Source organism: Bacillus pretiosus, assembly GCF_051294775.1.
GTDB lineage: Bacteria > Bacillota > Bacilli > Bacillales > Bacillaceae_G > Bacillus_A > Bacillus_A wiedmannii.
This window is the reverse complement of record NZ_JBPPHF010000003.1, coordinates 179,319-196,261: the sequence shown is the minus strand read 5'-3', so window position 1 is coordinate 196,261 and position 16,943 is coordinate 179,319. Positions and strand designations below refer to the sequence as shown.

Sequence of the window (16,943 nt, the reverse complement as noted above, 5' to 3'; positions counted from 1 at the left end):
TAATGTTAAATAATCTCATTACTGATTTAATAAATAATAAAAATGATTTTGTCTCTGATGCAAAAGAGCATATAAAAAAAGTTTATCGTGCTGACGACCGCCCTTGGGTTGTTGGTTATAGTGGTGGAAAAGATTCCACAGTTGTCGTTCAGCTTGTTTTTGAAGCTTTAAGCGAATTACCTACAGAACAATTACACAAGAAAGTATACGTAATCTCATCCGATACACTTGTAGAAACACCGCTAATTATTCAGTCTATCAATGTTACTTTACATCGAATCCAAGAAGAAGCTTTAAAACGTGATCTTCCTATCGAAACACATAAAGTAAAACCAAAATATGAACAATCATTTTGGGCTAATATTATCGGAAAAGGCTATCCATCACCAAACCAACAATTCCGCTGGTGTACTGACCGCTTAAAAATTGAGCCTGCAAATGCGTTTGTAATGGACAAAGTTTCTACGTTTGGTGAAGTAATTATGGTCCTTGGCGTACGTGAAAATGAAAGTGCTACTCGTGATAACGTTCTTAAGTCCCATACTGTTGAAGGTAAAGATTTAATGCGCCATTCGACCCTAACAAATGCATATGTTTTTGCACCGATTAGACAGTTTAGTTTAAATAACGTCTGGGACTACTTACTAGAAAACCCGTCTCCTTGGGGGAACGATAACCATGAATTAAATAAGCTTTATCAAGATTCAAGTAGTGGTGAATGTCCTCTTGTTGTAGATAAAACCACTAAAGATAGTGCTGGTTCATGTGGAAACAGTCGCTTTGGTTGTTGGGTATGTACAGTAGTAAATGAAGATAAAGCATTAAACGGCTTCATTCTTAGTGGATCAGATTGGATGAAACCTTTATTAGAATTCAGAAATTGGTTAGCTGGAATTCGTGATGATAGAACATTTCGTATGAAATACCGTAAAGGTGGTCAAATTTACTTTAATCCACTAAAAACTGAAGTAAAAGATGAGACTGAATACGTAATCATTCCGAAAAAATCTAGTCGCCCTAAACAAATGATTAAATTAGAAGAATTTACAATTTTAGAAAGGGATGAACTAAAATCTTATTTAGCAATAAACAAAATTGATTTAAGTTCTCCTGAGGATCCAAAAATTTTAGTAAAGCTTGATGATAATCAAATCGGACAGCTTGGTTTAGGTCCCTTTACACTGAACGCACGAAAAGAGATTTTACGCAGACTTCTTATTGTCCAAAGAGATTTACAACATCCTGAAGAAGAGGATTTTGAATTAATTAAAGAAGAAGAATTACGTGTTATTCGTCGTTACTGGTTAGAAAATGGTGATTGGGAAGATTCTTTGCCTAGCATTTTTAAAGAGGTAATGGGATACGACCTAAATTGGGAGTATGATGATCGTCCTTTATTTGATAATGAACAAATTACAGATTTAGAATCATTATGTAGCAAACACAACGTAGACTTTAAAGCACTAAAAAAACTGATATCACTTGAAAAAGATTTTTCCGGTTATAAAGTTCGTCGTGGATTAATGAACGAAATTGAAAAAGTACTAAAGCAAGACTACTTACATTTGTAGGGTGAGGTTAAATTTATGTTAATTGAACAACTAGAATTAGAAAACATCGGAGCTTATACGGAAAGAAATACCTTCGATCTGTCTATCTCCTCCCCAAAAAAGAAAGTAATTTTAATAGGTGGAGAAAATGGTGCTGGAAAAACAACATTTTTAAATTCCATCAAATTAGGATTATTTGGTTGTTTTGGTTATGGATATAAGACAGAGAATAATGATTACTATAAGCGCGTCCATGGATATTTAAATGCTTCTGCTCGTAAAGATGAGACAAATCCTTTTAGTATTACAATTACCTTTAGTGAAGTAGAAAATTACAAACGCTATGTTTATACATTCAAAAGATCTTGGAACATTTTAAACAGCGCCATAAAAGAAAAATTCACTGTAAAAAAAGATGGTCATTATTTAAATGATGCTGAAAAAGATATTTTCGAATCAAGACTGAGAGAAAATTTCCCGCCTAAATTATTTGATCTATGCTTATTTGATGGCGAAGAAATTTCAAAAATAATAAATGAAAATAAATTATCCTCTTATTTAAAAGAATTATCTACTGTTATATTCAACTTAGATTTATTCCGAAATTTAGAAGGAGATTTAACTAATTATTTACAACAAGAAATTGATCAAAAACATCTTTCTTCTATAGAAAGTGAAATCATTACTCTTCAGCGTCAAGAAAAAGAACAATCTTTAAACATTAAAGTTCTCGAAGGCGCAATCAAAGCCGCTCAACAACAAATAGAAGAATCAAAAGAATCTTATTCTTTACTGAAAAAAGATTTTGAAACACACGGTGGTTTAATTAAAGAAGAACGTGAAACATTAAATAGACAAGTCTTAGAAATTGAGGCACATAGAAAAGCTAATTCTGAAAAGGTCCGAGAATTTATTCAAACTCTTTTACCTTTCTATCTAAACAAAAACTTGTTACTAGCTACTAAAAACCAATTACAAAATGAAGAAAAACTATCATTAGCAAACCAATTAACTTCAGAGCTAACTGAGGAACGTACTCTTGAATTGGCTAAAAGTTTACCTGGAGTCTCATCTCCTAATGATTTAGCAGCGGAATTAAGAAAACAAATTTTCAATATTATTAAACCTAATGATGCAGATGTTGAATATATCCATAGGGTTTCACCAACACAACGCACACAATTTGAAATAGCGGCACAGCAAGTTGAAAAAGAATCTCATGACACATATATTCAATTGCTTCAAGAAAATAGAGAAAGCTTACTTCAAGCACAAGAGTTAAGAAAGAAAATTTCTACTAATGATTCTACAAATGAGTTTACACGAATGTTAGAAAATATGACTCAAACACAAGAGAAGATCTTTAAGTTGGAAAAAGAAGTAGAAGAAAACTTGAATATTTTAGTAACACGCCAAGAAACTTTAACAGCACTAAAAAATACAATTGATTCAAAACATCATATTGTACAACAAAGCAATAAGACGAGAAATACATTCTTAATTGCCCAAAGCATTATGAAATTAAGTACAGAGTTTCAAATGTTACAACATCAAAAGAAACTACAACAAGTACAAATCGAGGCTACAAAAATGCTGAATAAACTAATGCGTAAACATCAATATATTTCTTCTTTACGCATTGATTCTAGCACTTTTGAAGTAACTTTATTTGATAATAATCGCGACCATGTGGCGAAAGAGACATTATCAGCAGGTGAGAAAGAAATTCTCTTACTATCATTAATTTGGGCAATGTTCAAATGTTCTGGTCGTCGTGTTCCATTTATATTCGATACACTTCTAGGCCGTCTGGATCAAACACATAAACATAATATTTTAGTAGATTTCATCCCTGCATGTGGTGAACAAGTCTTAATCTTGTCAACCAACTCTGAAGTTGATGAAAAACATTATAATTTACTGAAAAACTTTGTATCCCATGGATATTTATTAGAATTTGATACAGACCTACGAAAAGTGAATGTTACAGATCAATATTTCAACTTTAATAAGGAGCAAGCAAAATGAACTACCGTTTAAAAATATCCAAAAGAGTATCAGATAAGCTAAAAGAATTACAAGCTCCTACTAATTTAACGCCAAATATTTTAGCTCGTTTAGCAGTTGGATTATCTTTAACTGATCCAACTTCACCTAAGATTTCAATTGATAAAGAAGCAGGCGGATTAGAAATCAATCGCCACACATTAACTGGAGAATATGATTTTATTTATAAATGTTTAATCACTCAACATGCGGGACGTGAAGTGTCTGATACTGAGTACTTCCCTACCCTATTCCACGCTCACTTAGAACGTGGAATTAACTTATTAGACAGCGAATATAAACATGCTGGAAACAACGAGAAATTCACAATTAACTTGCTAAAATACAGTAAGGAGTGATTCCTATGCTTTATCTTGATAATAGTGCCACAACACAACTATTACCTGAAGTTAAAGAAGCAATGTTACCCTATTTACTTGAAGAATTCGGAAATCCTTCAAGTAAATATTATGGATTAGCCCAAAATGCTAAAGAAGCTGTCGAAACAGCAAGAAAACATGTAGCTCAATTATTAGGCTGTGAAACTGATGAAGTAATTTTTACTAGTGGTGCTACTGAAAGTAATAACTTTATTTTGAAAGGCATCACTCATTATCATAAAGATAAAGGCAATCACATTATTACTTCTAAGGTAGAACATCCTTCTATTATAGAAACTTGTAAATTTTTAGAAGAAATTGGCTATACGGTCACATATCTTGATGTAGATCGACACGGCAGAATCAATTTGGAAGAACTAACTAAAGCTATTCAAAAAGAAAAAACTCTTCTCGTTTCAATTATGTGGGGTAACAACGAACTTGGTTCTCTAAACCAAATAAACGAGATCGCAAAAATCTGTAAAGAGAATGAAATATTCTTCCATACAGATGCTACACAAGTAGTTGGAAAAGTGCAATTCTCTCTTTCAGATATAGACGGTATAAACTTTTTATCCTGCTCTTCTCATAAGTTTCATGGTCCAAAAGGTGTTGGGGTAACCATAATAGGTAAAGATAACTTAGGATTACCAATCCAAATTACTCCTCTACTTCACGGTGGCGGACAAGAACGTGATATACGCAGTGGCACACTACCCGTCCATAATATTGTTGGAATGGGAAAAGCTGCAGAAATCGCATATATTAATTTGGAACAAAACATCTATAAATTAGAGCAGCTAGAGAATAAATTAACTAATATTCTAAAAAATAAATTCCAAAATCATATTGAATTTAATAATGATAGCCAAGATAAAATACCTGGAATTTTAAGCATCATATTTAAAGGCGTAAATAACGAAACACTTGTAAGGACTCTTTCTCCAGTCGCTGCTGTTTCTACTGGATCAGCTTGTAGCTCAAGTAAACCAAGTCATGTATTACAAGCTATCGGATTATCTATGGATGATCTACGCTCTACTATTAGATTTTCACTTTCTTCTACTACTAGTTTAGAAGAGTTGGATGTTTTTAATAATCTATAAAGAAAACAGAGAGGAATATTCCTTTCTGTTTTCTTTATTTCCTTACTAACTACTAATTTAGTAATTTTGCACCCCCGTTAATAGCTCCTCTCTACTCAAAATCACAACTTTCTCTATTTTTAAACACCCATTAAAATATGGTAATATTATATATAAGATATCCTTATACTTCACGCTCATATTAAAGGTGGTAAAAATGAATAAATTAAAAGAACAAGAGCTAGAATTACTAGCAAAAATTTGTAAAGAAAATGACCTATCAACAAAACTAGCATATGACTTATTACGTTCTGCTGAAAAATTTTCATATGAAAACACAAGTGAAAATCATAGAAAAAAAGATTACCTAGATTTAATTGATTTTTATGCAAAATAAAGTAAAGGTGACTACATAATGTTATTTAAAAAACTTATTTTTGATAATTATAAAACGTATTATGGGCATCAAGAAGTTGACTTCTATATCCCAAAAGAGGTACGTGAAGAAGGCGAAAAAAACATTATTTTATTAGGCGGCCTAAATGGAGCTGGAAAGACTACAATTTTAAAAGCAATTTTATATGTTTTATTCGGAAAAAGAGGGTTCTCACCTGCCGAACATAAGCGTGTATTTTCTAATGTTATTAACAATACCTTCTTCGATGAAGGTGGAAGAGATTGTTCTGTAACTCTTGCTATTGAAACGGATAAAAATGAAGAATGGACTCTTAAAGTTAAATGGGGATTTGATCACAACAAAAGATTAATTAGTGAAAAACGTGATTTAACTGTGAAAAAGCCTGGTGCAATGATTGGTAAAACTGTACGTATTGATAATATAGATACTTTTAATCGCTTTATGGATAAAATGATTCCATATCATGCTGCACCATTCTTCATTTTTGATGGTGAAGAAATTAAAGACATCATTTTACGACAAAATAGTGAGGAAATGAAAGAAGCTATTCACAAAATTACTGGGATGGAAACCTATAAATTATTACTATCTGACCTCTCTTCTATTAAAACTGGCATAGAGAAGAATTTAGCAAAAGCGGTTGATCAAAACAAACTAAAAAGTTTAGATGCTAATTTAAAAGAATACGAAGAGCAAATCCAACATCTAGAAAAACGAAAAGAATTTATCTCTTCTGAACGAAAGAAATTAGATGATCTAATCAATGAAGTAAAAAAAGAACGTAATGAAAAAATTACAACTAATTCTAAATCAAGAGAGGTTGTTGTAAAAAAACAATCTGCTCTAGAAACTGAATTACGTTTAGCAAAAGAGACATTTGAAAACTATTTTAATAACAATGCTGTGAATATCATTTTAAAGGAAAAAACTAAAAAGCTGCAGGAACAATTAAAATCAGAATATAATATTCGTCAGAAGAAAATAATACAATATGCTTCTTTAATGCCTTATGAAAAATTTATGGATGAATTACTAAACCAACCATTCACTCCTCCCCTTTCAAATGAGCAATTAAATCAACTTAAAGAAATTGGGAGAGAAATTTGGGTTAAAGAAAATAATATTGAAAAAGATATACCTAAAAATCACATAGATATTCACGACATTTCAAATAAAGACTATAACTACCTTGTAAATCTCCCTGCTAGAAATAATAGTTATGTTATAGATTTAATAAATAAAGTTGAAAAACTGAACCTTGAATTAGAGGCATTAGAGATTGAAATTAGAAATGCACCTGAAACAGTTGATATTAGTGAAGAAAATGAAAAGATTGATATCCTAACAAAAAAATTAGGAGAACTTAACTTAAAATATAAATCAATTATTGCTAAGTTAAATAAAATTAAAGAACAAAGAACAACCGCTGTAAACCAGCTAACTCGCCTTTCTGATCAAGGTGCCGATTATGATGCTCTAAACAAACGATTAATTTATGTCAAAAAGTTGATTCATATCATGAATTCATATGTACATGAAATGACTAAATTGAAAGCAAGCTTTATTCGCGAAGAGTTTTCTTCAATGTTAAGTCGATTATTCCGTAAACAAGATGAATTTGGAAAAATTGAATTCGATATTTCAACGTATACAGTGCGATTGTACAACGATCGTAATCAAGAAATTAGTATTCAAGATCGATCTGCTGGTGAAATGCAAATGATTTCCTCGTCACTAATTTGGGCCCTAACAAAAGCCTCTGATTTAGCTCTTCCTATGGTAATCGATACACCACTAGGACGTTTGGATAGTTATCATCGAAATCATTTAATTAATCATTACTACAAAGAGCTTAGCGAGCAAGTAATTATCTTATCTACAGATACAGAAATTACCCAGGACTATATTAATTTCATGCAAGAGCATTCATATAAGCAATATATGCTTGATTATGACCAATCAAAGAAATATACAGTTATTCGCGATGGATATTTTGATTTTATAAAGGTGTGATATTATGGCAAATAGAAGAATGAACCTCTCAGGAACAGGTAAAGAAACGCTTGACCTACTCTGTGAAGTACTTGAGATTGATCGACCACAAGGTATAAAAATAGCATTAGCAAAAGGAATTGCTAACGCTACAGGAAAAATAAATGATGACTTTAAAGATGGAAAAAACAAATGGACAATCCCAGATAATATAATTAAAGATAAAGAGTTTTTACTCTTTAAACATTTAATTATTAATGAAATGCAAGTTGCTTTAAATGAAGATGAACTCACGCAAAGCATGCTCCTTTATATAGAATACGGGCTAAAGATCGTCAAACAAGAAATAGACAATTTATCTTCATTAGAGGACTATCGTATTATTGTATTAAATTAAAAAGGAACCACTAAAGTGGTTCCTTTTTAATTTCGTTCAGATAAAGATATAATATCAACCACCGTTACAGTTGGTTGAGACAATTCACCATTTACTTGTAACACAGGGCCATGTACAATACATTGACCTTTTTTCAATGTTGAAAGTCTATTTTCCCATTCTTTTTTCTCTGAAGAATCGTTAGATAGACTAGTGGCAATTGTAGAAATCTCTTGTTCTGGTGGCGCAAAATAAACCTTCTGTGAGGCATTTTGTAGCCTTGCTAATTCATCAGTAGCCAATTGAGATTTTAAAAATTGAGTTGCATACCATGCAGACCATCCAAATTTACGTCCTTCTTGTAAAATTCGTGCAGAAGGTGACTTTTCCGTATGATCAAGGTTTTGTGCTTCATCCATTATGACAGGCATTGGATTATTTTTATTTCCAAACCTTACAGAATAATTCCAAAGGTCCCATAAAATAAATTCTGTAATCATTAATTGAACATCTCGAGGGTATCCAGTCAACTGAATAATAAAAATCTCACCATTACTATCTACAATATCTTTCCAATTTATTGTGTTTTCATGACTAAATGGATTACGATCGATAAGGGGTCTTATTTGAGATAAAGCCGTCTTAGCATAGCTAGAACCATCTTCTTCTAAACATTCTCTAAGCTTTATTAAGCCCATATCTTCTCCGTATTTATCTAATCCATTAAGAGTACCTTCATAAATTGCATTTAATTGCTGCACACCTAACGTGCTATATACAGCAGAAAATACACTCTTAATTCTTTCAGCAACATCCGTATTAGATTCTGGAAGTGTAATCCCTCCAATATCTCTTTCATTCTTTTGAAATGGATTGATTGGGAGTTGCTCACTATATACAATCTTTTGTTTTAACTTTGTACCCATTGCTTGTACAAATTCATCTTCTAATTGATTTGGTAAAAATCCTTCTGTATAGTCAATAACAATACTTGGAATGCCTTGCTTCGATTTTTCTAATAATAAGCATTGCATGAAATATGTCTTACCTTGTCCGGATTTACCAGATATCAGCAAATGTCTATTGGCCAATCCTTTATTACCATATTCCCAATAAATCTTTCTATTCGAGTTTTCTGCCTTCCCAATTAGAATTCGGGATTCTTCTAATTTTTGGGGCTGTCTTTCTTTTGTTTCTTCAAGGACTTCTATTGTATTTTCGCTTTCTTCTTCAGTAACCTCATTAGAATCGATAGTTTCAGGTTGTTCTTCTACCTCTACATCAATCACTAATTCGTTTTCTTCTGAGCTTGTACTTTCTTCTTTACTATATATACCTTTATATTTATAAGAAAGTAATTCTTTCTTAATCAAATCGCCTTCTGTTTCTTGAATCCAATTCTTCATATCTTCCATTGGTTGTATAAGACCACTATATCCATCAAACTCCGGAAGATTTAACAACGTAATTCCTTCTTCCAATTTAGCACTTCTATGATAAGCGTCTCGCTGGAATGATAATATAGCTCCTTCACCAATTGATGATTCTATTCCATTTGAAATTTCAAATTGATCTTTCAGCAGTTTCTCAACCACTACATTATTCAATTCATAATTTTTCTCTTCCCAAAATCCACTTTTAAATATTTTATTAGCATTAGAAATATAAAGTTGAGCAAAGAAATTACGATAAAAACGACTAGCAAAAGAATCTGTTGTTAATTCATCACTGATTAATTTTTTCGTATGTTTAACTTGTTTTCTTGCCTTTTCTAGTACATCGTTTTTGTTAGCACCGATTTTCACTTCAACAGGATAAAAATGCATCATTACATCATTCTCTACTTGTTCCAAACCTATTAACAGCAAATCATCGCTATGAACGCCTTTTTTTCCTAAGTTTTTAGTTGTAAATATACCGTCTGCTTTCTTTAAATTAACAGTACCGGCTACCCTTAAAACTTCTTCCAAAGAAATCGGCACCCATAAAATATCACGATGTTCGAAGTAAGCTAAAGAGAACTTTATAGCAGAAATGATACTCAACTTTTCTCTAGAGTAATGGCCCTTACTGCCAATAATACGAAGTAACCATTCACCATTAAAAGTGTTAAATGCTTTAATAGTACTTTCTACATTTTCTTTTTTACTTGCCACTTGCTTCTCTTTTAAAAATTCTTCAATAACAAAATGATATTGCTGCGATTTGTCCGTTACAGTAATGGCATCATATCTACTTGAAGATGAATATTGATCGCTATAATGAATAACAACTAGATTTTGCTCATAATCATTGAAGAACTCCAGATCAAAACTCGGATCCACAAACGTTACCCAATAGGAAGATTTAAAAATAGCTTCTAGAGTTTTTTCATCCGCACTCGTTGTTCTAGAGAAAATCGCTTCACCTTTTCGATACGTATTATTTCCACCATTATGAAGGTTTGCGCATAATTCATTAAAATAATACGTTGTTTGTGTTAAAAGATTCCCTTCCTCTACAGCATATGCTTTAACACCGAAACCACTCTTATAGTTTTCATTACTCTTCATTGAAGGTACTGTAGTGTATAACCCATCAATTGCTAAACCTGATAACATTTCATCCATAGATTGTAACGCATATCGCTCTTGCGCTTGCATTTTATAGAAAGAAATATGAGCATATTTATATTCTTCTCCTATTTCTTTTTTATAATAAAATAGCTTTTCACGAATAAACCGCAATATATCCTGAGGTTCATGCTGCTGTTTTGCGCCTAAATTAGTATTAAACTTCGTTTGAAACTCTTCTACTGATTCAATTCTTGAGAAATTATCAAATGCACTGTCCTGTCCTTCTTCTTTATAAAGAGTCACTTCAACAGCTTTTAAACCTTCAGGCCCTTTAGATCTAATTCTTTCAAGCATCCAATTTAAAATACCTCTAAACGTTTCATGATCGTTTTCAATGTTAATTAGATTAATTTGTAACGGTGCTTTAGAGTACTCACTAAATAAATAACCAAAATGCCCTTCAAATTGCTGGATTTTATCCTCAATTACTTTTGCTAAATATTGATTTGCATCCGATACTGACACTTGGTTAACTGGTTTAAAGTCCATCCACTCTAATGCGATATTCTGATTATCTGGTCTATACAATTGATCTTTATCATTATAAATATATGGAACTAATCCATCTGGATTTAATCTTTGTAAAATACTATTATCTACCTCTTCATTTGAAAGTAAATTATTTATTTTTAATTGAAAAGCGACCATAACTGGATGGAATGGTGTAAATTTAATTACATTATTCCCCGTCACTGTCCCTAACTTAAATAAATCTCGTCCGCGTTTGCCAGCCTCATGTCCATCTTCAAAACTTTTAATCTCTTGTATAAAAACATTCAAATATTCTTCTGCTCTTTTAACTAACTCGTCACTGTAATAACATAAGCTTGGTATACCTTTTTTACTTTTAAAGTAAGTTAAAAATCTACTATAAGCTTCTCGTAGTTCATCACTAATAGATACCTCTTCTGGGACTAATGCATCAGATTCTACTACTGCAGACTTAAACCCATTTTCAATCCACTGATACTCCCAGTCGAATAAGTTTTTATATTCCGGGCTTAAATAAAATTCTCTGTTTCCGAAACGCAAACGATTATTTATCCATTCAAAATCTCTTTGCTGCTCACGCTTTAATTTCCAAATTCGCTCTCCATTAATCGGGGTAGATTCTGGCAACTCATTTTTCAATATAATTGGAATGACCACTTCATTCCTAAGTACACGAATATTCATTGTCATTTCTTCTGCATCATTAAAAGCTTCAGATTGAGGTAAAATAACCAGCTGATCATCAAAATCAAAATCAACAATACTATTTTCTTCATATACCTCTATTATTTGTTTGTTATCCCCTTGTCCAAATGTAAGCTCTTCTTCTCCATATTTTAACTCAATCAGACTCTTATTAGGAGCAATTGAATACTTCGTTTTAAATGATTCTAGAATATTTGATTCTACTGGTAATACAACAATAAATAATTCTGCCCCTAAAGTAGACTTTTTATCATGCTTATATGCCACTCTAGCAAATGTTGGCTTATTACTTGCGACTCTAATAGCCACATTAAGATTTATTCTTCCGACAGTCACCTCTACATTTTCTTGAAAAGCCTTAGGGACTACCACAAATTTATTCGATAAGCTTTTAACATCGCCACCCTTAATTAGAAATGCAGCATTGATATTAATTTCCGCTTTGCCTTCCGAATTAAATATAATTATATGCCTTTTTCTTTCACCTGCCGCAGTCTCTTTTTGCGGTTTATCCCAAAATTCTAGTCCTTCCTTAATTGATAAGTTTTTCAAAGAAATTGATACCTGCCGCTGGCGATTTAAGTAATCTTCGTAAAACTTATAAACAGTAGCAAACTTCATCTTCTTCCACTCTTCATGGTTTAGCTGATTAGCACCTTCTGGAGAGAACTTTTTTTCTAATTCTTCTACTCCTAATCCAAAATCATGTATTTTTCTAACATATTCGTAAAGTTCCCTGTTTTTACTTAAACGTTCTTTTTGTTTATTACCTTTGAAAGTAGACAGATCTTCGTCTTTAAACATAGAAAATTTTTGATAGTCATGATCCTCTATCGTACCTTTTGCAAGAACAGAAAAAATCTCTTCAAATTCAAAGAAAGTTACTTGTTGATAAACTAGTTCTCGCTTGATCATATTCATATTTTCAATAAGAATACTGCGAGCAGTCTTATCAAGTGTGCTACTCTCAATCTCTTGCTTTAATCCCTTTACTATAGAATTAGGGTGCAACGGCATTCCATCCTTTTGAAGATCACTGCTTCCTCCCTGAATTGAATCCAATTGCTCTGAAACTATACTCAATAAAGCTGTATCTTTCCATACACCTTTTTGTTCACCAACTTGATTTCGCAAAGTAACTAAGAAATCTGGTTTAACATTTGCATTTGTATAAGCAATAACAAGTTGAACATTTTTTATTTCAACTGAAAATGTTTTATACGGTTCGCCTTTTTCATGCTTATAAACGAATTGTTTAACATTTTCCTGCTTTTTTAATGCTTCTACTAAATTTTCTACATCCTCTACTTTATCCAACTGTAAATAAAATCTATCCCCGGCTTTTACTGAGCGATTTTTAAAATCACCCAATAACAACTCACATATATAATTATAAAATTCGTTTGACATACTGTGCATCACCACTATCACTTTTTTTGTCTAAAATATTATGCGAATCAAATAGTTCAATAATTAACTTACGAGAGTGGTTATCAAAAGCTACACCCCGTTTAGAAAATTCCTCAAATAAACAATTCAACGGCATTCTCTCTTCTTTAACACATACAGCAGTTAAAAGTAATAACATTTCATGGCTCATATTAAAAACAGCCCCGATACTACCTCTATTTTTTAAAAAGACACCTGCACCTAGATCTTCAACATTTGCTCCAAAATCATCACAAATCTTTGTACTCATTCCCTCTTTTAAACACTTAAACAATGTATTAAAAGCCTGTGATAAATTCTGAGGTTCTTCTTTCTGTGTCACATTATCTTTCCACACTTCTATTGCACTATATTTAGCAATCCACTCTTTAATATCTAGTAGAAATTGTTCTGCAATATCTTCTCCTTTTTCATTCATCAATTCTTTAAGTTCGGTATAGGTCATAAATCTTAATTTCTTATCTTGATCAGTATCTTGCAACTCGTGGCAACTAAGTTGAGACATTGTATGTAAATGTACAAATAAATCAGATGCTTTCGTCTTAATTCTTTTATAACCCTCTATTTCATCTGCTGCTTTTCTCCTTTTGTTAATGGATTCCCACTCTAAAGCATAATATAACGGTGTTGCTTCGGAATAGTTAGCTACATCAAACTGACCAAATTTCACAACCAATTGACATAAATACGTGAAAGTATAGAAATGTGTAAGCAACACAAATGACTTCAAGAAGTAATCTTTATATTTACTTAAAAATAATAAATCCTCTTGATATAAAGTTGCTATATCTCCCATTAAAACCTGGTATTCCATAATTTCTTCCTTAGTGGAAACCTCTAAATTACTTAATATTAACTCCGTTAAAATATCCTCCGACTCTTTGTTGTTAAATATAAAACTAACACTATTTCTGTCAGAAATTAGTATATCTTTTATAAATTGAGAGTATTGAGACAAGCCTTTCCCCTCTGATTTTGGCATGTAATTAAATAAATATGGATGAATTGGTCTAATTTTATTGTCATGACCAAATAAATATTGTTTTAAAAAACGCTCTAAATCATATGCAGCCTCTTCTTCATATTCTATCTTTTTCATAACCTGATCAACTAAAGACGAGGAAGAAAACAACATTTCTGACCTAGTATCTTTTTGGTCTATTAATTGCAAACAACAAATATTCCTAACATATTCTCCCATAGTCTCATTAAAATTTCCACGGATTGCGGTTCCTTTTGAATTGAACGGGAATATGTCAACAACATTTCCAACATGATGTCTTTTATACTTATGTAATAACTCTTCCAGAACATTTATCTTTAATATTGTCTTCATTATTAACTACTCCTTTTCAAATACAAAAGCATCAAACTCATCATAATCATCTCGAGTTAGTTTATAAAAACGACCATCGTTTGGAAAATGGATTAATAACTCCGTCTTTTTCTCACCAAATCTCATAATTTTCTCAACAAACTCTGTAAATTTAATTGCGTCTTCTTCATCTTTCTTATTAGGACAATAACCTTGACGAACCTTTACTAACAAGCAATATAACTGATAGTCAATTTCCAATAGAATACTCTCCTGCCTATTCCCATTATGATAAGCCAATAAGATCGATGCCTTAAAGGACTCCAATACATCTTTTGGATTTGACTTCAGGTGATCAGTTAAAGGTTTTAAATTAAGCAATTGGGCTAATCTATACCTGTTATTTGATTTATTCAAATAAATATAACCTTTTTTAGGGCTTCCCTTCCACTTAAATAGAGCATCTTTTATTTCTTCATAAAACAGTTTAATTTCTTTTTTATTTCCTGAGTTAAAATCAAACAATTTTTTCACATATTTATGATACGTATCATCTTCTATTTTTCGAGAGAAATTCTCATCCATTAAATATGCCGTTCGAATAACAGTCTCTGAGAATTCAATAAAAGATGATCCTTCTATTTTTTCCTCAACTATAAAAGGAGAAAACCAAACCCTTGCCCTTTCTGATGGCACGCAACGATTTAATATAGTATCCCATTGATTTAAGGTACTGAAATCAATGATAATTTGATCAATATAAGAAGATCTTCTATGCACCGGATCTAATCCATGTAAAGATTTTAAGATAGGAGATCGCTCTTTTCTTTTGAACATTAGATTAGGAACTGCATGTTCTAACACTTCAAACTCTGGAAGCTCCTGCATTACTTCCAGATTGTCTGGAATAATAATATCAGCAACAAAATTTAAAAAGGCACGCGCAGATATAACTAATTTAAATTTCACTACCGTTTGAATAATTAAATTAATAATTTGCTTTTGTACATGGGCCTCTTGAATAAATTCGTAATTTTCATGAATCATTGTACGAACATTATTTTTCATATCCTCTTGATATGCCAAATAAAAAGGGTTATTTTCTTCCTGACTAAATACTTTATTTAATAGTGTTAAAAAGAAGTTTGATTGTGGTCCTTTTTCTGTTAATTCATATGAGTGATAATCTCCAAAACTAATTAGATCAAAATAGTCCTCACTATAACAAGTCGTAATATTTGTTGAAAACAGTCCACTTTTTCCAACAAATTCATTTAGAGCTGTATAAGTAAACTCCTGATGCTCTAATGTAATAAAGTTATGAAGAACTCCCATATTAATCGCTAAAATAACTTTTTTATTTGACTGACCAATCAATTGATCTGAGAAACCTTGGAGTATTTCTTCTAAAGTCTCCATTGCATTTTTATTAGGAGAAAAACTCTCTGTAGCATCATTAAAAATTTCATAGCCTTCTAGTAATTCTTGCTTATTTTCATTTAAATAAGCCAATAAATGAGATTTACCATCCCCAACACTACCACAAAGAAGAATTAAGCTAGACGAATTAAGTTCCTTATTTTTTATCAAAATACGCTCTAAATCAGTTTGAATTTTTCTCTCTACATGCATATACTTTTTAAATTGACTAAATGCATTTGCGTTTTCAATTGCCTCTTGAGATGAATCTTGTAATCTTTTTAGTTCTCTTAATAAATAACTTTCTCCCTCAGGAAGATCTTTACAAAGGACACTCTCCTCCTCTAAATTTTCATTAGTCATTTCTTCTTGTTTATTCTCTTCCCTATGAGTAGCACCCATTAACTGCATGAATTGCGCTTTCACCATTTCTTGTATGTCTGCTTTATGACTTTGTACCGGTCTTGGATGCTCATATGCAGGTATTTTCAATTGTTCTGGTGAATATACCTCATATAACCAAACAGCAATACTATGCATAACTTTATGCAATTTAAAAGCTGCAGTAATATCATTAAATGAACCATCATGCGCCGCCTTATTTCCTGTTAAACGAACTGTATCAAAATCTCTTTGTACTTCCGCTGTTATATAACCTTCTTTTGCAAGATAGGAAATTTTATCATAAAGAGAAGAAATATATGGTACCTTTATTTCTTCTTGGGTGAACACCTCATTCAATATTGCTTCAGCAAATAACCTACCTTTCACAATTGCACTTGCTGGGTCTTCATATATTAATTCTTCCATCTTTTTTGCATTAACCGCTGCAACTTGATTAATATGCTCTATAAAACTTAAAAAATATTTTTCCTCAGACATATTTACTATCCCTCACGCCATCTCATTAGTATTTTAATAGTATTTTATCATATTCTTTTACAATTAATTAACAATCGTTTGCGAATTACATTAATTATCCAAATATACGACCATACGACCAATTACTATCTATATCTTATAAATGTATATATAAATTTTAATATGCATTCATAGTAACATACAAACTGGCAATCATAACGTCACTTTTAATTTTAATTC

Annotated in this window: 10 protein-coding genes; 7 read left to right on the top strand and 3 right to left on the bottom strand. The window is 31.6% G+C overall.

The window, feature by feature from the left end:
- Positions 1 to 2 precede the first annotated feature (2 nt).
- The 7 genes from dndC to ACSG5Z_RS17440 all read left to right on the top strand — a co-directional run bounded on the left by dndC (position 3) and on the right by ACSG5Z_RS17440 (position 7,868).
- Positions 3 to 1,571 carry a DNA phosphorothioation system sulfurtransferase DndC gene (gene dndC / locus ACSG5Z_RS17470; protein WP_098048620.1) on the top strand — a complete coding sequence of 523 codons (1,569 nt, stop codon included), beginning with the start codon at positions 3 to 5 and terminating at the stop codon, positions 1,569 to 1,571.
- Positions 1,572 to 1,586: 15 nt separating this feature from the next.
- On the top strand, positions 1,587 to 3,578 hold the full coding sequence (gene dndD, locus ACSG5Z_RS17465) for a DNA sulfur modification protein DndD (RefSeq protein WP_098048621.1): 1,992 nt from the start codon (positions 1,587 to 1,589) through the stop codon (positions 3,576 to 3,578).
- A complete protein-coding gene (gene dndE, locus ACSG5Z_RS17460) occupies positions 3,575 to 3,955 on the top strand; it encodes a DNA sulfur modification protein DndE (RefSeq protein ID WP_435711838.1) in 381 nt (126 codons plus the stop codon). The genes dndD (ACSG5Z_RS17465) and dndE overlap by 4 nt, the downstream gene beginning before the upstream one ends.
- A gap of 5 nt (positions 3,956 to 3,960) precedes the next feature.
- Complete coding sequence (gene dndA, locus ACSG5Z_RS17455; protein WP_435711837.1) at positions 3,961 to 5,082, top strand: cysteine desulfurase DndA; 1,122 nt, start codon at positions 3,961 to 3,963, stop codon at positions 5,080 to 5,082.
- A 196-nt stretch (positions 5,083 to 5,278) separates the two neighbouring features.
- Positions 5,279 to 5,458 (top strand): DNA modification system-associated small protein, encoded by a 180-nt coding sequence (locus ACSG5Z_RS17450; RefSeq protein WP_001037503.1) that lies wholly within the window; start codon positions 5,279 to 5,281, stop codon positions 5,456 to 5,458.
- A gap of 18 nt (positions 5,459 to 5,476) precedes the next feature.
- Positions 5,477 to 7,492, top strand: coding sequence for a DNA sulfur modification protein DndD (gene dndD, locus ACSG5Z_RS17445; RefSeq protein WP_435711836.1), 2,016 nt, complete (start codon positions 5,477 to 5,479; stop codon positions 7,490 to 7,492).
- 4 nt (positions 7,493 to 7,496) lie between these two features.
- Complete coding sequence (locus tag ACSG5Z_RS17440) at positions 7,497 to 7,868, top strand: hypothetical protein (protein ID WP_098048625.1); 372 nt, start codon at positions 7,497 to 7,499, stop codon at positions 7,866 to 7,868.
- A 26-nt stretch (positions 7,869 to 7,894) separates the two neighbouring features.
- Here the strand turns inward: ACSG5Z_RS17440 and dptH are convergent, their stop codons facing one another.
- Genes dptH through dptF form a run of 3 tightly spaced genes read right to left on the bottom strand, consistent with a single transcriptional unit; the run spans position 7,895 to position 16,724 of the window.
- Positions 7,895 to 13,069, bottom strand: a complete 5,175-nt coding sequence (gene dptH / locus ACSG5Z_RS17435; protein ID WP_435711835.1) for a DNA phosphorothioation-dependent restriction protein DptH — start codon at positions 13,067 to 13,069, stop codon at positions 7,895 to 7,897.
- On the bottom strand, positions 13,050 to 14,444 hold the full coding sequence (gene dptG, locus ACSG5Z_RS17430) for a DNA phosphorothioation-dependent restriction protein DptG (protein ID WP_435711834.1): 1,395 nt from the start codon (positions 14,442 to 14,444) through the stop codon (positions 13,050 to 13,052). The genes dptH and dptG overlap by 20 nt, the downstream gene beginning before the upstream one ends.
- 6 nt (positions 14,445 to 14,450) lie before the next feature.
- Positions 14,451 to 16,724 (bottom strand): DNA phosphorothioation-dependent restriction protein DptF, encoded by a 2,274-nt coding sequence (dptF, locus tag ACSG5Z_RS17425; RefSeq protein ID WP_435711833.1) that lies wholly within the window; start codon positions 16,722 to 16,724, stop codon positions 14,451 to 14,453.
- Between the last annotated feature and the right edge of the window lie 219 nt (positions 16,725 to 16,943).

What these genes read in the sequence shown, in the direction of transcription:
- dptG (WP_435711834.1), bottom strand. Translation starts at nt 14,444, where the DNA reads ATGAAGACAATATTAAAGATAAATGTTCTGGAAGAGTTATTACATAAG.
- dndD (WP_098048621.1), top strand. Translation starts at nt 1,587, where the DNA reads ATGTTAATTGAACAACTAGAATTAGAAAACATCGGAGCTTATACGGAA.
- ACSG5Z_RS17450 (WP_001037503.1), top strand. Translation starts at nt 5,279, where the DNA reads ATGAATAAATTAAAAGAACAAGAGCTAGAATTACTAGCAAAAATTTGT.
- dptH (WP_435711835.1), bottom strand. Translation starts at nt 13,069, where the DNA reads ATGTCAAACGAATTTTATAATTATATATGTGAGTTGTTATTGGGTGAT.
- dndE (WP_435711838.1), top strand. Translation starts at nt 3,575, where the DNA reads ATGAACTACCGTTTAAAAATATCCAAAAGAGTATCAGATAAGCTAAAA.
- dndD (WP_435711836.1), top strand. Translation starts at nt 5,477, where the DNA reads ATGTTATTTAAAAAACTTATTTTTGATAATTATAAAACGTATTATGGG.
- dndA (WP_435711837.1), top strand. Translation starts at nt 3,961, where the DNA reads ATGCTTTATCTTGATAATAGTGCCACAACACAACTATTACCTGAAGTT.
- dptF (WP_435711833.1), bottom strand. Translation starts at nt 16,724, where the DNA reads ATGTCTGAGGAAAAATATTTTTTAAGTTTTATAGAGCATATTAATCAA.
- ACSG5Z_RS17440 (WP_098048625.1), top strand. Translation starts at nt 7,497, where the DNA reads ATGGCAAATAGAAGAATGAACCTCTCAGGAACAGGTAAAGAAACGCTT.
- dndC (WP_098048620.1), top strand. Translation starts at nt 3, where the DNA reads ATGTTAAATAATCTCATTACTGATTTAATAAATAATAAAAATGATTTT.